This is a genomic window from Bradyrhizobium sp. OK095, from assembly GCF_900109945.1.
Taxonomy (GTDB): domain Bacteria; phylum Pseudomonadota; class Alphaproteobacteria; order Rhizobiales; family Xanthobacteraceae; genus Bradyrhizobium.
The window spans coordinates 160,358-179,323 of record NZ_FOBX01000013.1; the positions used below are offsets into that span (position 1 = coordinate 160,358).

General features: G+C 64.8%; 18 protein-coding genes. 12 read left to right on the forward strand and 6 right to left on the reverse strand.

Features of this window, described 5'->3' with window-relative positions; genetic code table 11:
- Window positions 1–193: 193 nt before the first annotated feature.
- Together cysC and cysD are read right to left on the reverse strand one after the other, a co-directional pair.
- Window positions 194–2,131: an adenylyl-sulfate kinase gene (gene cysC, locus BMW89_RS29575; RefSeq protein ID WP_092032214.1), complete on the reverse strand. Its 1,938-nt coding sequence runs from the start codon at window positions 2,129–2,131 to the stop codon at window positions 194–196.
- A gap of 22 nt (window positions 2,132–2,153) precedes the next feature.
- Entirely contained in the window at window positions 2,154–2,948 is a 795-nt protein-coding gene (cysD, locus tag BMW89_RS29580) for a sulfate adenylyltransferase subunit CysD (protein WP_092032217.1), read from the reverse strand.
- Window positions 2,949–3,184: 236 nt separating this feature from the next.
- Here cysD and cysG point away from each other — a divergent pair, with 236 nt between their 5' ends.
- From cysG to BMW89_RS29640, 12 genes are all read left to right on the forward strand, one after another.
- Entirely contained in the window at window positions 3,185–4,603 is a 1,419-nt protein-coding gene (gene cysG, locus BMW89_RS29585; protein ID WP_092032220.1) for a siroheme synthase CysG, read from the forward strand.
- Window positions 4,600–4,914, forward strand: coding sequence for a DUF2849 domain-containing protein (locus tag BMW89_RS29590; protein WP_092032224.1), 315 nt, complete (start codon window positions 4,600–4,602; stop codon window positions 4,912–4,914). The genes cysG and BMW89_RS29590 overlap by 4 nt, the downstream gene beginning before the upstream one ends.
- Before the next feature lie 11 nt (window positions 4,915–4,925).
- The gene (locus BMW89_RS29595) at window positions 4,926–6,581 is read left to right on the forward strand and encodes a nitrite/sulfite reductase (RefSeq protein ID WP_092032228.1); all 1,656 of its coding nucleotides are present in this window, start codon (window positions 4,926–4,928) and stop codon (window positions 6,579–6,581) included.
- Window positions 6,568–7,083 (forward strand): DUF934 domain-containing protein, encoded by a 516-nt coding sequence (locus BMW89_RS29600; RefSeq protein ID WP_092032231.1) that lies wholly within the window; start codon window positions 6,568–6,570, stop codon window positions 7,081–7,083. The genes BMW89_RS29595 and BMW89_RS29600 overlap by 14 nt, the downstream gene beginning before the upstream one ends.
- Complete coding sequence (locus tag BMW89_RS29605) at window positions 7,080–7,811, forward strand: phosphoadenylyl-sulfate reductase (protein WP_092032235.1); 732 nt, start codon at window positions 7,080–7,082, stop codon at window positions 7,809–7,811. The genes BMW89_RS29600 and BMW89_RS29605 overlap by 4 nt, the downstream gene beginning before the upstream one ends.
- Before the next feature lie 112 nt (window positions 7,812–7,923).
- Window positions 7,924–8,937, forward strand: a complete 1,014-nt coding sequence (locus tag BMW89_RS29610) for a sulfate ABC transporter substrate-binding protein (RefSeq protein WP_092032237.1) — start codon at window positions 7,924–7,926, stop codon at window positions 8,935–8,937.
- 33 nt (window positions 8,938–8,970) lie between these two features.
- Window positions 8,971–9,807 carry a sulfate ABC transporter permease subunit CysT gene (gene cysT / locus BMW89_RS29615; protein WP_177196406.1) on the forward strand — a complete coding sequence of 279 codons (837 nt, stop codon included), beginning with the start codon at window positions 8,971–8,973 and terminating at the stop codon, window positions 9,805–9,807.
- 10 nt (window positions 9,808–9,817) lie between these two features.
- Entirely contained in the window at window positions 9,818–10,729 is a 912-nt protein-coding gene (gene cysW / locus BMW89_RS29620) for a sulfate ABC transporter permease subunit CysW (RefSeq protein WP_092032243.1), read from the forward strand.
- Window positions 10,719–11,756: a sulfate/molybdate ABC transporter ATP-binding protein gene (locus BMW89_RS29625; protein WP_092032247.1), complete on the forward strand. Its 1,038-nt coding sequence runs from the start codon at window positions 10,719–10,721 to the stop codon at window positions 11,754–11,756. Before cysW ends, BMW89_RS29625 begins: the two co-directional genes overlap by 11 nt.
- 91 nt (window positions 11,757–11,847) lie before the next feature.
- Entirely contained in the window at window positions 11,848–12,351 is a 504-nt protein-coding gene (locus tag BMW89_RS29630) for a CAP domain-containing protein (RefSeq protein WP_092032251.1), read from the forward strand.
- Between the two features lie 78 nt (window positions 12,352–12,429).
- Complete coding sequence (locus tag BMW89_RS29635) at window positions 12,430–13,608, forward strand: DUF3734 domain-containing protein (protein ID WP_092032254.1); 1,179 nt, start codon at window positions 12,430–12,432, stop codon at window positions 13,606–13,608.
- A 1-nt stretch (window position 13,609) separates the two neighbouring features.
- Window positions 13,610–14,398 (forward strand): 3-hydroxybutyrate dehydrogenase, encoded by a 789-nt coding sequence (locus BMW89_RS29640; RefSeq protein ID WP_092032258.1) that lies wholly within the window; start codon window positions 13,610–13,612, stop codon window positions 14,396–14,398.
- Window positions 14,399–14,523: 125 nt separating this feature from the next.
- On the opposite strand, the gene BMW89_RS29645 is transcribed toward BMW89_RS29640, so the two are convergent.
- The 4 genes from BMW89_RS29645 to BMW89_RS29660 form a co-directional block, all read right to left on the reverse strand.
- Complete coding sequence (locus tag BMW89_RS29645) at window positions 14,524–15,348, reverse strand: sulfite exporter TauE/SafE family protein (RefSeq protein WP_092032260.1); 825 nt, start codon at window positions 15,346–15,348, stop codon at window positions 14,524–14,526.
- 169 nt (window positions 15,349–15,517) lie between these two features.
- A complete protein-coding gene (locus tag BMW89_RS29650) occupies window positions 15,518–16,222 on the reverse strand; it encodes an ABC transporter ATP-binding protein (protein WP_092032261.1) in 705 nt (234 codons plus the stop codon).
- Entirely contained in the window at window positions 16,209–18,086 is a 1,878-nt protein-coding gene (locus tag BMW89_RS29655) for a branched-chain amino acid ABC transporter ATP-binding protein/permease (RefSeq protein WP_092032262.1), read from the reverse strand. The genes BMW89_RS29650 and BMW89_RS29655 overlap by 14 nt, the downstream gene beginning before the upstream one ends.
- Complete coding sequence (locus BMW89_RS29660; protein WP_092032379.1) at window positions 18,083–18,958, reverse strand: branched-chain amino acid ABC transporter permease; 876 nt, start codon at window positions 18,956–18,958, stop codon at window positions 18,083–18,085. Before BMW89_RS29660 ends, BMW89_RS29655 begins: the two co-directional genes overlap by 4 nt.
- Between the last annotated feature and the right edge of the window lie 8 nt (window positions 18,959–18,966).

The following is an 18,966-nucleotide window of genomic DNA, read 5'->3' on the forward strand; positions in this document are numbered from 1 at the left end:
AAAATCGGGGCGGTGAGAAGACCCCCAACGTCTGTCAAAATGTCAAGGAATGGGCGGGGCCCCACGCACCGCTGTCATTCCCCGCGAAGGCGGGGAATCCAGTACGCCGCGGCTTCTCGGCTCAATCACTGCTGTCGGTGGAATACTGGGTCGCCCGGTCAAGCCGGACGACGACAGCGGGACCAGGACAGCCTCAAATATTCGCGGCGAGGTCCACGACTTCGTCGAACAGCACGCCGGTTGTCTTCAGCATCTGCTCGATCTCGTCGGCCGCATCCGAAACCGTCCGTGCCGAGGTATCGATCACGAGCTCGGCGGCCTGCGGCGTCTCGTAATCGTTGCCGATGCCCGTAAAGGAGGCAAGCGCGCCGGCGCGGGCCTTCTTGTAGTGGCCCTTGGGGTCGCGCTCCTCGCAGATTCCGGCCGGCGTCGCGACATGGATCTCACGGAACGCGGTGTCGGCGATGCGGCGGGCGGTGGCGCGGTCTTCGCGGGCAGGCGAGACGGCCGCGACGATGGCGATATGGCCATTGCGGGCGAGATGCGTCGCGACTTCCGCAAGCCTGCGGATGTTCTCGCTGCGGTCGGCGGCGGAGAAGCCGAGATCGCTGTTGAGGCCCGCACGCAGCGTGTCGCCGTCGAGCAGGATCGGCGAGCCGCCATTGGTGAAGAGACGCCGCTCCAGTGCCTTGGCCAAGGTCGACTTGCCGGAGGCCGGCAGGCCGGTGAGCCAGACCACGGCGCCGTTGTGGCGATAGCGCGCGGAGCGCTCATCCAGCCGCAGCGCGGATTCCACCGGCACGATGTCGACAGGCACGGCACGCTGGCCGGCATCGACCGACAGCACGAGACCGCCGCCGGCGATGCGCCCGGAGACCTCGATCACCAGACGGCCGGTGCGCGGATTTTCGGTGTAGGGATCGGTCGCGATCGGATTGGAGAGGGAAATGTCGATCTCGCCGACATGGTTGCGGCCGATCGCCTTGTTCTCGACGCTCGACAGCTCGCCGGGATCGACGGCCTTCTCGATGGCGACGACGGTGGCGCGGCTTTCCTTCGGTCCGCAGCGGACCAGCAACTGGTCGCCCTTGGCGAGCGGCTTGTCGTGCAGCCAGAAGATGCGCGCACGCAGCCGCCGGGTCTCGCGCGGGGCGGCGTTGGCATGCGCGATGATGTCGCCGCGCTCGAGGAACAATTCGCGGTCGAGCGTGATGCCGACCGAGCGGCCTGCGCCTTGGCGTCCAGCGACCGGCGTCACCGGCCAGCTTTCGACCGTCTTGATCTTCGCGATCTTGCCGGCCGGCATGATCACGACCTCGTCGCCGGCAATCAGGCTGCCGGATTCGATCCGGCCCGCGACGATGCGGCGGTCGTCGAACTTGTAGATCGCCTGCACCGGCAGCCGCAGCGCCAATGCTTCCAGCGGCCGCGCCGGTTCGAGCTGATCCAGCGCTTCGACCACGGTCGGTCCCTTGTACCAGCCGATCCGGTCGGTACGCTCGGCGACGCCGTCGCCGTCACGCGCGGAAATCGGGATCACGGCCGTGGGCTTGACGCCGAGGCCCTGCAAATGCGCCGAGATCTCGTCACTGATCTCCTTGAAGCGATCGGCGGAGAAGTCGACGCGGTCCATCTTGTTGACGACGACCGCGACCTGCTTCACGCCCAGCAGATGCAGCAGATAGCCGTGCCGCCGGGTCTGGTCGCGCACGCCTTCGAGCGCGTCGATGATCAGCACTGCGCCGTCGGCCTGCGACGCCCCGGTGATCATGTTGCGCAAGAATTCGGCGTGGCCGGGCGCGTCGATCAGCACGATGTCGCGCGAATTGGTGCGGAATCGGATCTGCGTGGTGTCGATGGTGATGCCCTGGTCGCGCTCGGTCTGGAGCGCGTCGAGCAGGAACGACCATTCGAACGGCATGCCGCGCCGCGCGCTGACGGCCTTCAGCATCTCGAGCTTGCCGTCGGGGAGGCTGCCGGTCTCGTGCAGGAGACGACCGACCAGCGTCGACTTGCCGTGGTCGACATGACCGACGATGACGATGCGGACCTGCGGTCTCGTCGTGCCATTTGGCATCGACGTCGTGCCGTTCGGGGTGGCGGGCGAGGCCGGGGTGACGATCATGTTCATATCGCGCTCGCGTCCTTGGGAATCAGAGATAGCCGGCGACGCGCAGGCGCTCGAAGGCGTCCTCGGTCTCGTGGTCGAGCGCACGGCCGGCGCGCTCCGGCACCTTGGTCTGCTCGAGCTCGATCAGGATCTCGTCGATGTTCGACGCGGTCGAAGCGACCGGATTGGTGATGTCCTGATCGCCCAGCGAGCGGTAACGTTTGCCGTTTTGCGAGAGATAGAGCGGGATGATCGGGATGTTCTCGCGCTTGGTGTAGGCCCAGATATCGGACTCGGTCCAATGCAGGATCGGATGGATGCGTAAGTGAGCGCCCTGCGGCGGCGACGCATTGAAATGATCCCAGAACTCCGGCGGCTGGTCGCGCACGTCCCAATTGCCTTCGAGACCGCGCGGCGAGAACACGCGCTCCTTGGCGCGGGTGGCTTCCTCGTCGCGGCGGATGCCGGCGATCAGGCCATCAAAGCCGTATTTGCCGAGCGCCATCTTGAGGCCCTCGGTCTTGCGCGCGGCGGAACGGGCAGCTGGCGGCAGTGTTGGGTCGACGGCATCGATGGGCGGGCAGGGCTCGACGCGCAGGTCCAGGTCCCACTCTTTTCCGTAATGGTCGCGGAAGCGGTACATCTCCGGAAACTTCTTGCCGGTATCGACATGGAGGGCCGGGAACGGCAGCCGGCCGAAGAACGCCTTGCGCGCCAGCCAGATCATCACATTGGAGTCCTTGCCGAGCGACCACAGCAGGGCAATCTTCTTCAAACGGCCAAACGCCTCGCGGAAGATGTAGATGCTCTGCGCCTCCAACTGGTCCAGATGGTCCATGCTGGGGGTGGTCAGCCCGACTGGAATTTGCTCGGAAACGGGGGGGCGGGAGTCCCGTCCATCTGCACCGGAATCGGTCCTGAGAAGATGCATCTCTGCCACTTTGCGTTTGGAGGCGAAAATTCTATAGTTGCACTGCGGAAGAGAAGAAGAAATTTTCTCTTTGCGCGCTCGAAACGACACATATATAGAAAATAATTCCAGTCAACCCCGGATGTGGGGGAAGCGAGTATCGCATGCGGTTCTTGCCGGTGTTCCTCGATCTCAAGGCCGGTCCGGTGGTCCTCATCGGCGCGGGTGAGCTTTTGCGCGCAAAACTGCGCGTGCTCGCCGCTGCCGGCGCGTGCCTCCGCGTGCATGCGATCGACGGCAATCAGGATCTGGGCCTTGGGGAGGCGGCGCGCATCGAGATCGCGGCCGGCGATCCGCTGACCGCCGATCTCTCAGGTGTCATCGCCGTCGTCTGCGCGGGCGCAGGCGACGTCGGTGTGGCGATGTCGGCGCGGGCGAAGTCGCTCGGCCTGCCCGTCAACGTCATGGACGATCTCGAACATTCCAGCTTCATCTTCCCGGCAATCGTCGACCGCGACGACGTCGTGGTCGCGGTCGGCACCGGCGGCACCTCGCCGGTGGTGGCACGGCGCGTGCGCGAGAAGATCGAGGCGCTGCTGCCGGCGCGCATCGGCGAGCTCGCCGAGTTCATCGGCGGCTTCCGCAAATCCATTAACGAGCGCATTGCCGAGTTTCCGCTGCGCCGCCGCTTCTGGGAGCGCGTGATCGACGGTCCGATCGGCGCCGCCGTGCTCGCCGGCCGCAAGGACGAGGCGGATGCGGCGCTCAAGGCGATTTCCAATCCGTCCGAATTCGCGCGCGCCGACAAGCCGGAAGGCTCGGTCGTGCTGGTCGGCGCGGGTCCCGGCGATCCCGATCTGCTCACCATCAAGGCGCTGCGCGCGTTGCAGGATGCCGATATCGTCTTTCATGACGAACTGGTCTCGCCCGAGATTCTCGACCGCATCCGCCGCGATACCACGCGGGTTGCTGTCGGTCGCCGTATCGGCAAGCCCGGCATCGGCCAGGATGCCATCAACAAGCGCATGATCGAGGCCGCGCAATCCGGCCAGCGCGTCGTGCGTCTCAAGGGTGGCGATCCCTTCGTGTTCGGCCGCGGCGGCGAAGAGGTCGAAGCGCTGCGCGCCGCCGGCATCGCCTATTCGATCATTCCCGGCATCACCGCGGGCCTCGGCGGTGCCGCCGATTTCGAGGTGCCGCTCACCTACCGTCATGAAGCGACCCGCATCACCTTCCTCACCGCGCACAAGGCGCGCGATGCGGAAGCGGTGGACTGGTCGACGCTGACCGACACCAGAATGACAGTCGTGGTCTACATGGGCATGAGCGCTGCACCCGCCATCCGCGCCGGCCTGTTCGCCGCCGGCCGCTCGCCGGAGACGCCGGTCGGTGTGTTCGCCCGCGTCACGCGTCCGGATGCGCAGGGCGCGATCGGTACGCTGCGCGACCTGCCCGAGCTGGTGCAGCGGACCCATGGCGGTCCTGCCATCCTCATCATCGGCGACGTGGTCCGGCATGCCGGTTCGCTTCGCCGCCAAACACCCAAGCAAATCATCTCTGACCTCCTGGATGCTGCCGAATGACCTCCCCACTGCAACAGAAAATCAAGATCGCCGGTCCCTCCATCGTGACCGCCAACCGCACCTGGGACGGCATCGTCGTCTACCGCACCGCCAACAAGGGCTGGTCGGCGGAGCTGGCCGATGCCGCAATCGTGCGCAACTCCGACGAGGCGAAAGTGTTGCTCGCCGAGGCCGTTGCCGATGACGTCGGCGCGATCGGTCCCTATATCGCACCGGTGCAGGTCGGCGATGATGGTGTGATCGAGCCGGGCAACCTGCGCGAACAGATTCGCAAGGCCGGCGTCACCATCGAGCTGCCGGCTCAGGGTTAAGGCACGCTTCAATGTATGCTTACGACGAAATCGACCGCACGCTTGTCAACGAGCGCGTCTCGGAATTCCGCGACCAGGTGCAGCGCCGCCTTTCGGGCGAACTCACCGAGGACGAATTCAAGATGCTGCGCTTGCAGAACGGCGTCTATCTGCAACTGCACGCCTACATGTTCCGCGTCGCCATCCCCTATGGGACGCTGGCGTCGAACCAGTTGCGGCAGCTTGCCCATGTCGCGCGCAAATACGACCGCGGCTACGGCCATTTCACCACGCGCCAGAACATCCAGTTCAACTGGATCAAGCTTTCGGACCTCCCGGATGCGCTGGCCGACCTCGCGGAGGTCGGCATCCACGCGATGCAGACCTCCGGCAACAACATGCGCAACGTCACGTCCGACCAGTGGGCCGGTGTCGCGCCCGGCGAGATCGAGGATCCCCGCATCTGGTCGGAGCTGATCCGCCAGCATACGACGCTGCATCCGGAATTCTCGTTCCTGCCGCGCAAGTTCAAGATCGCCATCACTGCGTCGGACCACGATCGCGCGGCGATCAAGGTCCACGATATCGGCCTGCGCCTGATCAAGAGCGAGAAGGGTGAGACCGGTTTTGAGGTGCTGGTCGGCGGCGGCTTGGGTCGCACGCCGTTCATCGGCAAGACCATCAAGCACTTCGTCCACGGCCGCGATCTCCTGAGCTATATCGAGGCGATCCTGCGCGTCTACAATCAGTACGGCCGCCGCGACAACATCTACAAGGCACGGATCAAGATCCTGGTGCACGAGCTAGGTATCGAGAAATTCTCCCGCGAGGTCGAGGAGGAGTGGCAGCACCTTCGTAACTCCTCGCTCCAGATCGACGACGAGGTGATTGAGGATATCCGCTCGCGCTTCATCTATCCCGCCTACGAGAAGCTGCCGCACATGCCTGACGAGTTGCGGCAGGCCGCAGCCGAGCCTGATTTCGAAGCCTGGCGCAAGAACTCGGTCGCCCCGCACAAGAACCCGGGCTACTCCATCGTCACGATCTCGCTGAAGCCGATCGGCGCGCCTCCGGGCGATGCGACCGCCGAGCAGATGGATGCGCTGGCCGATCTCGCCGACAAATACTCCTTCGGTGAACTTCGCGTCGGCCACGAGCAGAATCTGGCTCTTCCGCATGTCGCCAAGCGCGATCTGCCGGCACTGTGGAAGGCGCTCGACAAGCTTGGCCTCGCGACGCCGAACGTCAATCTGATCACCGACATCATCGCCTGCCCGGGTCTGGATTACTGCTCGCTGGCGAATGCGCGCTCGATCCCGATCGCGCAGGAGCTGACGCGGCGCTTTGCCAATCACGAGTTGGCCAATCTGATCGGCCGTCTCCACATCAACATCTCCGGCTGCATCAATGCCTGCGGCCATCATCATGTCGGCCATATCGGCATTCTCGGCGTCGAGAAGAACGGCGAGGAGGTCTACCAGATCACTATCGGCGGCCGTGCCGACGAGAGCGCCGCGCTCGGCAACCTCATCGGCCCCGGCGTCAAGTTCGACGAGGTCGCCGACGTCGTCGAGGACATCGTGGAAGCCTATCTGGCGCTGCGCGAGCGTCCGGAGGAGCTGTTCGTCGACACCGTAAAACGCCTCGGCGTCGAACCCTTCAAGGAGCGCGTCTATGCCACTCGTTAACGGCGGAAAGATCGCCGACGACAGTTTTGTGAAACTCGCCGTCGACACGCCGCTGCCCGAGAGCGGCGACATCCTGGTGCCGGCCGAGCGCTTCCTGAGCGATGCCGATGCGCTGCTCAAGCGAGCTGGCAAGGTCGGCGTGATCTGGCCGAACAACCGCGACATCGCGGAGCTCGTGCCCTATCTCGGCAAGATCGCCACCGTTGCATTGGTGTTCCCGAACTTCCGCGATGGACGCGCCTACAGCCAGGCGCGGCTGCTGCGTGAGCGTTACGGCTATCGCGGCGATCTGCGTGCCACCGGTCAGGTGCTGCGCGATCAGTTCGTGTTCATGCTGCGCGCCGGCTTCGATTCCTTCGAGGTCAAGAAGCAGGCCGACGCGGAAGCCTTCATGCTGACCGCAAAACGCTATTCGGTGTTCTATCAGCCGACCGGCGATGGTCGCATCACGGCGCTGCACCGGCGCATGCAGCTGCGTCACTCCGAGGGTGTCGGCACGTGAACGCAGTCGCGCCCCAGGTCTCGTCAGTGTCCGTCTCTGCGCTGCCCTCGGCGGAGGAGCTTGATCGCGCCTTGCGCGATGCCTCGCCCGCGGAAGTCATTGCCGCGGCGCTGAAGACGGTCGGGCGCGAGAAGCTTGCGCTGGTGTCGTCCTTCGGCACGGAATCGGCGACGCTGCTCAAGGTGATGGCGGACGTCGATCCGGCGATTCCGGTGATCTTCCTCGATACCGGTTGGCTGTTCGAGGAGACGCTGGCCTATCGCGACACGCTGATCGCAACGCTCGGCTTGAAGGATGTTCGCTCAATCAAGCCAGCGGAAGAGACGCTGTCGCGCGAGGATGCCGATCGCGACCTCTGGTTCTCCGATCCCGACGCCTGCTGCCGCATTCGCAAAGTCGAGCCGCTGGCGCGCGCGCTAAAACCGTTCGATGCCTGGCTCAACGGCCGCAAGCGCTTTCAGGGCAATGCGCGGACCGGCATTTCCGTGGTCGAGGACGACGGCGCGCGGCTGAAGTTCAATCCCTTCGCCAATGTGTCGCGCGAGGAACTCGAGGCGATCTTCGTCCGCGCCAAATTGCCGCGTCATCCACTGGCCGCCTCCGGTTTTCTGTCGGTTGGGTGTATGCCTTGCACGAGCAGAACGACTGCGGGCGAGGATGAGCGCGCCGGTCGCTGGCGCGGACGGGCCAAGACAGAATGCGGCATCCACACGATGAAGACTTCGTAGCACAGCCGCGCTGCGAGCTAGCGAACAAGAAAATCCGGTTCCGTTGACTTGAGAGCGTTTCGCCACGAGTTTCGCCTGCATGCCTTCGCTGACATTGACGTCATCGAAGTGAATGGAGATGGACATGATGCGCCGTATCGTTCCGCTCGCTGCAGGACTTCTCGCGACGGGTTTGTTGGCAAGCGCGGCTTTCGCTGCTGATATCAACCTCTTGAACGTGTCGTACGATCCGACGCGCGAGCTCTATGCCGAGTTCAACAAGTCGTTCGCGGCTGCCTATCAGAAGGAAACCGGCAAGAGCGTCGAGATCAAGCAGTCGCATGGCGGCAGCGGTTCCCAGGCACGCGCGGTCATCGACGGATTGCAGGCCGACGTGGTGACGCTGGCGCTCGCCTATGACATCGACGCCATCGCCGGCAAGGGTCTTACCGCGGCCGACTGGCAGAAGCGTCTGCCGCAGAATTCATCACCCTACACCTCGACCATCGTGTTCCTGGTGCGCAAGGGCAATCCCAAGGTCATCAAGGACTGGGACGATCTGCTCAAGCCGGGCGTTGCCGTGATCACGCCGAACCCGAAGACATCGGGCGGCGCGCGCTGGAATTATCTGGCGGCCTGGGGCTTTGCGCAGAAGAAATACGGCTCGGTCGACAAGGCCAAGGAGTTCATCGGAAAGCTGTTCCAGCAGGTGCCGGTGCTCGACACCGGCGCGCGTGGCGCGACAGTGACCTTTGTCGAGCGCGGCGTCGGCGACGTACTGCTCGCCTGGGAGAACGAGGCTTATCTCGCGCTGAAGGAGTTCGGTCCGGAGAAATTCGAGATCGTGGCACCGCCGCTGTCGATCCTCGCCGAGCCGCCGGTTACGATCGTCGACAAGGTTGCCGACAAAAAGGGCACCCGCAATGTCGCCGACGCCTACCTCCAGTACTGGTACACCAAGGAGGGGCAGGAGATCGCCGCGCGCAACTTCTATCGTCCGCGCGATGCCGAGATCGCTAAAAAATATGAAAACTCCTTCGCAAAGGTCGAGCTGTTCACGATCGACGACGTCTTCGGCGGCTGGACCAAGGCACAGAGGGAACATTTTGCCGACGGCGGCGTCTTCGATCAGATCTACAAGAACTGATCGGGCGCTGTCGAAGGGGCAACAGGGGGCCTGGTGAGCGTAACCGCAGCACGACGACGGACTCTTCCGGGCTTCGGTCTCACGATGGGACTGACGTTGTCCTGGCTGTCCATCATCATCCTGATTCCACTCGCCGGGTTGTTCGTCAAATCGTTGGAACTGAGCCCGGAACAGTTCTGGGCCATCATCTCCAGCCGCCGCACCCTGAATGCGCTGCGGGTTTCCTTCGGCCTCGCCTTCGCGGCGGCTTGCGTCAATCTCGTGATGGGCAGCATCATCGTCTGGGCGCTGGTGCGCTACCGCTTTCCCGGCCGCCGAATTTTCGATGCCATCGTCGACGTGCCCTTCGCGCTGCCGACGGCGGTGGCCGGCGTGGCGCTGACCGCGTTGTTTGCCGAGAAGGGCTGGCTGGGCGCGCCGCTCGCCGCACTCGGCATCAAGGTGGCGTTCACGCCGGTCGGCATCTTCGTCGCCATGATCTTCATCGGCATTCCCTTCGTGGTGCGCACGGTGCAACCGGTGCTGCAGGACCTCGATCCCGAGATCGAGGAGGCCGCGGGTAGCCTTGGCGCCAGTCGCTGGCAGACCATCATCCGCGTGATCCTGCCCTCGCTCGCGCCGGCGCTGCTCACGGGACTTGCGCTGGCCTTTGCCCGCGCGGTCGGTGAATATGGTTCGGTGATCTTCATTGCCGGCAATCTGCCCAACGTCTCCGAGATCGCGCCGCTGCTGATCGTGATCCGTCTCTCCGAATTCCGCTATGCCGACGCGACGGCGATTGCGGTCGTCATGCTCGTCGTCTCCTTCGTCATCATCTTCGCCGTCAACCGGCTCCAGCGCTGGGCGCAGAGCCGGATTCCGGCGCGCTGAGGGGGATGCGATGACGATGCAGATCGCAGAGCCCGTCTCTCTGACCCCGCCCGATGCGCGCGCGCGGGCGCACGCCGCCGCGGCGCGCGACAGCCTCCGCACCGAACCGCCCGCGGTCCGCGTCGTCATCATTGCGCTGGCGGTGCTGTTCCTTTCCGTCTTCGTGGTGCTGCCGCTGGTTCTGGTGTTCGCGCAGGCGTTCTCGAAGGGAATCCTCGCTTATTTCGCCGCGCTCGCCAACCCGGAGGCATTATCCGCGATCAAGCTGACGCTGCTGGTGGCGGCGATCTCGGTCGGCCTCAATCTCGTCTTTGGTCTCGTTGCCGCCTGGGCGATCGCAAAATTCGAATTCCCGGGCAAGACCTTCCTGATCACGCTGATCGATTTGCCGTTCTCGGTGAGCCCGGTGATCTCCGGCCTCGTCTTCGTGCTGCTGTTCGGCGCGCAGGGCTATTTCGGCGGCTGGCTTCGGGATCACGACATCCAGATCCTGTTCGCGGTGCCCGGCATCGCGCTCGCCACCACCTTCGTGACCTTCCCCTTCGTGGCGCGTGCGCTGATCCCCTTGATGCAGGAGCAGGGCACGCAGGAGGAAGAGGCTGCGGTCTCGCTCGGCGCCTCGGGCTTGCAAACCTTCTTCCGCGTCACGCTGCCCAACATCAAATGGGGCGTGCTCTATGGCGTCCTGCTCTGCAATGCGCGCGCGATGGGCGAGTTCGGCGCGGTCTCGGTCGTCTCCGGCCACATCCGCGGCGAGACCAACACGATGCCGCTGCTGGTCGAGATTCTCTACAACGAGTACCAGTTCGTCGCGGCCTTCGCGATCGCCTCGCTGCTGGCGATGCTGGCGCTGATCACGCTGATCGCAAAGACCGTTCTCGAACATCACCTCGACGAAGGACAAGACGTCAATGACCATTGAAGTCAAAAATCTCGTCAAGAAGTTCGGCAGCTTTAAAGCCCTCGACGGCGTCGACCTCAAGGTCAATGACGGCGAGCTGCTGGCGCTGCTCGGCCCCTCCGGCTCCGGCAAGACCACGCTGCTGCGGATCATCGCCGGCCTCGATTGGCCCGACTCCGGCGACGTCGCCTTCAACGGCGAAGACGCGCTGGCGCAAGGTGCGCGCGAACGTCACGTCGGCTTCGTGTTCCAGCACTACGCGCTGTTCCGCCACATGACCGTGTTCGAGAACGTTGCCTTCGGCCTGCGCGTCCAGCCGCGCGCGGTCCGCAAGGACGAGGCCGCGATCCGTGCACGTGTAAAAGAGCTGCTCGACCTCGTGCAGCTCGACTGGCTCGCCGATCGCTATCCGAGCCAGCTCTCCGGTGGCCAGCGCCAGCGCATCGCGCTTGCGCGTGCGCTCGCGATCGAGCCGCGCATCCTGCTGCTCGACGAGCCCTTCGGCGCGCTTGATGCCAAGGTACGCAAGGAGCTGCGGAGGTGGCTGCGCTCGCTGCATCACGAGATCAACGTCACCTCGATCTTCGTCACCCACGACCAGGAGGAGGCGCTCGAAGTCGCCAACCGCGTCGTCGTGATGGACAAGGGCCGGATCGAGCAGATCGGCTCGCCCGATGACGTCTATGAGACCCCGGCGACCGCGTTCGTCCACGGCTTCATCGGCGAATCCATCGAGCTGCCGATCCAGGTCGAGGGCGGGGTGATCAGGCTCGGCGACCAACCGCTCGCCCTTGCTGCCGACGGTCTTGCGCCTGGCGCGTCAAAACTGTTCGTGCGGCGACATGACATGCTGGTCGGTCCGCCCGGCAGCGGCACCTTCGAGGGCGCCGTCCAGCACGTCCGCAATTTCGGCCCGGTGCAGCGCGCCGAGGTCGCCCTGTCGGGCGGCGAGACCATCGAGATCGACGCTCCCCGCGACAGGGAATTGCGCGCCGGCGACACGATCGGCCTTAATCCGCGCCGCTACCGGATATATGCGGGCGCCTGAGCGGCCTCCGACAGGTCAAATTTTCCTCAAAATTCACCTTTCAGCCACGGTTGGTATGCAACAACGGCCCTTCATCTGGGGGCCTCGATTCATGCGCGCTGCGGCCGCAATTCTCATCACTTTGCTGCTCGCCGGCTGTGCCGGCAATGAGCCGCCGGTCCAGCAGCCGTCGATGTATGCCGACATGTCCGTCCCTGGCTCCAAGCTGGACGCGCAGGCGGCCGCAATCATGATCTCGCAGTACCGCCAGAACAACGCCCTCGGCACCGTCGTCATCGACCCCGATCTGATGCGGCTCGCCGAATCCCAGTCCAACGCCATGGCCGCGGCCAACAAGATGGACCACGACGTCCGCGCGCCCCTGGCCAAACGCCTTGCCGCCGGCGGCTACCCGGCGACCGTGGCGGTCGAGAACATCTCCGCCGGCTATCATACGCTGGCGGAAGCGTTTTCCGGCTGGCGCGACTCGCCCCCCCACCGCGCCAACATGCTCAAGGGCGGTGTCACAAAATTGGGCATCGCGGCGAGCTATGCTCCGGGCACCAAGTACAAGGTGTTCTGGACCATGATCCTGGCCTCGACCGAGCCCCGATAAGCCAGACTTGATCCCGGGATACATTGACGCCGCCGTGAACTCCTCCCACGGTGGCCTGCCATCTGCTATTGATCCCATATGACAGATCACACCAGTCCGGAATCCGCCAGCGTCCCCGCGAATGCGCAACGCGTCCTGGTTCTCCAGGGCGGCGGCGCACTCGGCTCCTATCAGGCCGGCGCCTATCAGTCGCTGTGCCATGCCGGCTTCGAGCCGGAATGGGTCGCCGGCATCTCGATCGGCGCGGTCAACGCCGCCATCATCGCCGGCAATGAAGGCCCGACCCGCGTCAAGCGGCTCAAGGAATTCTGGGAGATGGTCTCCGCGCCGGTGCCGTGGAAGCCTCTCGGCAAGAGCGATCACAGCCGCGAGCTGTTCAACTCCACGAGCGCCGCGCTGATCGCGACTTTCGGCGTGCCGGGCTTCTTCACTCCGCGCCTTCCACCCGCGCCGCTCTGGCCCCCGGGCAGCCCGCAGGCGCAGAGCTATTACGACACCGCGCCGTTGAAGAAGACGCTGGAGCGGCTGGTCGACTTCGATCGCATCAACGATTTGAAGACACGGCTGTCGGTCGGCGCGGTCGGCGTCACCTCGGGCAACTTCAAATATTTCGACAATTACGAGTTCAAGAAGCTCGGCAAGAAGATTGGCCCGGAGCACATCATGGCCTCCGGCGCGCTGCCGCCGGGCTTTCCTTCCGTCGTCATCGAGGGTGAGCATTATTGGGACGGCGGTATCGCCTCCAACACGCCGCTCGACTACGTGCTCGATGCCGAGGTCGATCGCGACATGCTGATCTTCCAGGTGGATCTGTTCAGCGCGCGCGGCGATTTGCCGACCTCGCTGCTGGAGGCCACGGAGCGCGAGAAGGACATCCGCTTCTCCAGCCGCACGCGGATGAACACCGACAAGAACAAGCAGGTGCACAACGCCCGCAGGGCGGTGCGCGACCTGATTTCAAAATTGCCCGATTATCTCAAGAACGACCCTTCCGTCGAGTTCCTTGCCAAGGCATCTCGTGAGAGCACGGTCACCGTGGTGCACCTGATCTATCGCAGCAAGAACTACGAATCCTCGTCCAAGGACTACGACTTCTCGCATGTTGCCATGGTCGAGCACTGGGAAAGCGGCGTGCGCGACGTGCATTTGTCGATGCGCCACAAGGACTGGCTCGAGCGACCGCAGTCCGGCGAGACCATGATGACCTACGATCTCACGGGGGACGTCACCGTGCCCCCACCAAAAAGGAGCGAATAAAATGGGTAGTCTGTCAGGCAAGAACGCCGTCGTAACTGGTTCGACCAGCGGCATTGGCCTTGCCTATGCGCGCGCCTTCGCGGCCGCGGGCGCCAACGTCGTCATCAACGGCTTCGGCTCGCCCGAGGATATCGAGAAGGAGCGCGCGAAGATCGAGTCCGATTTCGGCGTCAAGGCAGTCTATTCGCCCGCCGACATGACCAAGCCCGTCGAAATCGCCGGGATGATCGCGCTCGGCGAAAAATCCTTCGGCTCGGTCGACATCCTCGTCAACAATGCCGGCATCCAGTTCGTCTCCCCGATCGAGGAATTCCCGATCGAGAAGTGGGACCAGATCATCGCGATCAACCTGTCCTCGGCCTTCCATGCCATCCGCGCCGCCATCCCCGGCATGAAGAAAAAGGGCTGGGGCCGCATCATCAACACGGCGTCGGCGCACTCGCTGGTCGCCTCGCCCTTCAAGTCGGCCTACGTCTCGGCCAAGCACGGCATCGCCGGCCTGACCAAGACCGTGGCGCTGGAAGTAGCGACCAACAAGATCACCTGCAACTGCATCAGCCCCGGCTATGTCTGGACGCCGCTGGTGGAGAAGCAGATCCCGGATACGATGAAGGCCCGCAACCTCACGCGCGATCAGGTCATCAACGACGTGCTGCTCGACGCCCAGCCGACCAAGGAGTTCGTGACGTCCGAGCAGGTCGCGGCCCTCGCGTTGTTCCTGTGCGGCGATGATGCCGCGCAGATCACCGGCACCAACCTGTCGATCGACGGCGGCTGGACCGCGGAGTAACGGCTACGATGCCGTAGGGTGGGCAAAGGCGCGAGAGCGCCGTGCCCATCATGCTTCTGCGATTGAGAGAGATGGTGGGCACGCTCTGCTTTGCCCACCCTACGATTCCGTCGCCCGGTCGGGTCTCAATGGCTCCAGGCCAAAGCCGTCACGATCGCGGATGACAAATTCAACTCCACGAACAGGATCTTGCCGGCGACCACGACGAGGACGCAGGCAAGCGTCAGGCGCAGCACCGTTTCGGGCACGCGGGTCGCGCAGTAGCTGCCGAGGATGATGCCGGGCAGCGAGCCCATCAGCAAAACGCCCATCAGGCCCCAGTCGACCGACCCGAGCATCCAGTGTCCGATCCCGGCCACCAGCGTCAGCGGCACCGCGTGCGCGATATCGGAGCCGACGATGGTCGCCATCGGCAGGCGCGGGTAGAGCAGCAGCAGCACGGTCACGCCGACCGCGCCGGCGCCGACGGACGAAATCGAGACCAGCACACCGAGCACGATGCCGGTGAAGATTGTCGCAATGGCGGTGGTGCGCTCGTCGACCTGCTCGAGGCGCCGGCGATAGCGCCCCATGATCGACTTGCGGAAAATCAACGACGTGGCGGTCAGCAGCAGCGCAAAGCACAGCACCAAATTGATCAGGCCGCGCTCGGCGTCGCTGTTGAGATCGAGCTTCCACAGCACGAACAGCGTGAGCGCGCTCGCGGGAATGCTGCCGCAGGCAAGCCGCAGCACCGCCGGCCAGTGCACGCTGCGCGACCAGCCATGCACCACGCTGCCGCCGGTCTTGGTCGCCGCGGCATAGAGCAGGTCGGTGCCGACGGCGGTGGCGGGATGGACGCCGAACAGCAGGATCAGCAGCGGCGTCATCAACGAGCCGCCGCCCACGCCGGTCATCCCGACAAGCAGGCCGACGCCGAATCCTGAGGCGACATAGAGCGGATCAATCATGTCCAGGGAATCTAGGTTTATCTCGTCGGTTGAGCAATACGACGTAGAATAAACTTTCCCTGTGGTGCAACTGCTTGGATGGAATAAGAAAAATCATGCTGCGGGGAGGCGCCGGGCAGTCATTTCGACCAAATCGGCGTCGTTTCGCGGAATAGCCGTCCGCGCGGGGTCACGCGCCGACGCCGAGGAAATCCCGCGCCAGGTCCGGGTTGGCGGTGAGCTCGGCCGAGGTGCCCTCGAACACCACATGGCCGTTGTTGAGGCCGTAGACGCGGGTGGCAAAGCTGAGCGCCGCGGCGACGTTCTGCTCCACCACGATCATGGTGCGGCCTTCGCGCGCGAGGCCCGCGGCGACGTTGACGAGATCGCGGACGATCAGGGGTGCCAGCCCCTCGAAGGGCTCGTCGAGCAGGATGATGCGGGCATCGCGGATCAGCGCGCGCGCAATCGAGAGCATCTGCTGCTCGCCGCCTGACAGCGTCCTCCCTAGCGATTTGCGGCGCTCCTTCAGGCGCGGAAATATGCCGTAGATGCGCTCGAACGACCACGCATTCGGCGCGGTCAACGCGGCGACGCGCAGGTTCTCCTCTACCGTCAGGCCGCCAAAGATCGCGCGCTCCTCCGGCACGAGCTGTACGCCCATATTGGCGATGGCGGACGGCGCCAGTCCGCTGATCGGTTTGCCGCCGAGCCTGATCTCGCCGCTCTTCGGCGTCAGCACGCCCATGATCGAGCGTAGCGTCGTGGTCTTGCCGGCGCCGTTGCGGCCGAGCAGTGCTACGACCTCGCCTTCCTCGACCCGGATCGACAGGTCGAACAGCACGTGGGAATCGCCGTAGAGCGTGTTGATGCGGTCGACTTCAAGCAGGCTCATGCGCGTGAAGCCCTCCGAGATAAGCGTCCTGGACCTGCTTGTTGCCGCGGATCTCGTCGGCGGTGCCGTCGGCCAGCAGCCGGCCCTCATAGAGCACCGTGATGTGCTCGGCGAGGCCGAAGATTGCGTCGAGATCGTGCTCGACGATGACGATGGTGCAGGCTTTCGCGATGTCGCGGATCAGCGCGCAGGTCGCAATTCGCTCCGACGGGCTCATGCCGGCGAGCGGCTCGTCGAGCAACAGCACCTTCGGGCTGGTGGCGAGCGCCATGCCGATCTCGAGCCGCCGCTTCTCGCCATAGGCCAGGATATGCGTCGGCGTATCGGCGCGCGCGCCGAGGTCGAGCAGCGCCATGATCGCATCGATCTGGGCTTCCACATCCGGCAGGCTGTCGGCCGCGCGCAGCAGGTCGATCCGCAGCGGCCCACGGCGCCGCGCCAGCGCCGCGATGCGCAAATTCTTCCGCACCGAGAGGTTCGGAAACAATTGGTTGAGTTGGTTGGACTTGGCGATGCCGAACTGTGCGGCGCGGCTGACGCCGTGGCCTGTCACCTGCGATCCGAACAGCAGCACATGGCCCGAGGTCGGGCTGACCTCGTCGAGCAGCATCTTGAACAGCGTGCTCTTGCCGGCGCCGTTCGGGCCGATCACGGCGTGGATGGAGCCGCAGCGCACCCTGAACGAGACGCCGTCGACGGCTTTCAGCCCGCCATAGTGCCGCGCCAGCGCGCACGCTTCCAAGGCGATATCGCTCTCGCTGGTGAGGGGTGATGGCAGCGGCAGCGCAGTGTCGTGCGTCCGGCGCGATCCCGTCGTCGCCGCGCTCCCGCGGGCTTCGATCGCTTCGGTCACGGCTTCCGCGGCCTGCCGTGCGGCGAGGCTTCGGCGTTCGCTCCACCAATGGATGATCTCGCCGCAGATGCCGCGACGCAGGCCGACCACCAGCACGATGAACGCGATGCCGAGTACCAGCTTCCACAGCGTGGTGAGGCCGGGAATGAGCTGGAGGTTGTCGCGCAGCCATAGCCACAGTGCGGCCCCGACCAGCGGCCCGATCAAGGTGTTGGCGCCGCCGACAATGGTCTGGACCACCAGCTGGCCGGAGGTTTCCAGCGAGAACGCATCCGGCGGCATGTAGCTCTGGAACGAGCCGAGCAGACCGCCGGCAAGCCCGGCATAGAGCGCGGCGATGACGAAGGCGGCGAGCTTGTAGGCCGGCACGTTGTGGCCGAGCATCGCAACACGCGCCGTGTTCTCCTTGATGGCGAGCAGGATCGCGCCCACCGGCGAGCGGACGATGCGGCGCGCTAGTACGTAAGCAGCGAAGAAGATCACCGCGAACAGAATATACATCGGCAGGCCCGCGCCGATGCGGATGGCGTGGTCGCCGAAACCGAGCACGGGCACCGGCACACCGGGAATGCCGTTCTCGCCACCCGTATAGTGCGACAGCGGCGAATTCTCGATGAAATAGGCCATCTGGCCGAAGGCGAGCGTAATCATCGTGAAGTAGATGCCGATGCGGCGCACCGCGAGCCAGCCGACGATGAGCCCGAACGCGCCCGCCGATATCGTGCCGGCGGCGAGCGCCAGCCACACGCTCTTCAGGACGCCGGAGACCAGCAGATAGGCCGTGACGAAGCCGCCGACGCCGTAGAACGCGGCCTGGCCGAACGAGAGCAGGCCGGCCAGCCCGAACAGGATATCGAAGCCGAGCCCGATCAGGCCCCAGTTCAGCACCCGCGTCTGCAGGTCGATCGAGAAGCCGAGATGCGGCAGCACAAGAGGCGCCGCCACCAGCGTGACGAATACTGCGAGTTCCGGAACATGGCTCCGCAGCCCGCCCGATCGCGCGCTGCTCATACGCGTCCTTCCGAGCCAAACAGGCCCTGCGGTCGCAGCACCAGCAGCAGCGCCATCAGCGCATAGAGCATCACCTCCGAATAGGAGGAGTTGAACGCGCTGGTCAGGCTGATGATCTCGCCGGCAATGAGACCGCCGACCACGGCGCCGGGGAACGAGCCGAGGCCGCCGAGCACGATCACGACGAAGGATTGCGCCATGAAGTTGGCGCCCATGTCCGGCGTCACGGCGACGACCGGCGCATAGAGCATCCCCGCCAGCCCGACCGCGACGATTCCGATCGCGAACACAAGCATGAACGTGCGCCGCAAATTGATGCCGAGGATGCCGACCATGCGCGGGTTCTCGATGCCGGCGCGAACCACGAGGCCCATCGAGGTACGGTAGAGCACGAGATAGAGGCCGAGCAGCAGCATCGCGATGATCGCAATGAGCTGGAGGCGGTAGGTCGGATAGATCAGGAAGCCGAGCTGGGTGGCGCCCTGTCCCCATGACGGCGTCGGCGCGCGCTGGGCGTTGCCGCCGAAGATGGCGCGCACGGACTCCACGAGCACGATTCCGACGCCATAGGTGACGAGGATCTGATCCTCATCCGGCCGGTCGTAGAACAGGCGGATGATGAAGCGCTCGAGCAGGAAACCGAGCACCAGCATGAAGCCGCAGCCGACCGCGATCGCGAGCAGGAACGATTGCGTATATTGCAGCATGACGACGGCGGCATAGGCGCCCACGGCGAACAGCGCGCCATGCGCAAAGTTCAGCACGCCGAGCGTGCCGAGGATGATGGTCAGGCCGCTGCTGACGAGCGCCAGCAGCGAACCGAGGGCCAGGCCGTTGAAGGCCTGCGAGGCGAGGGCGGGCCAGCTCGGCATCATGATGG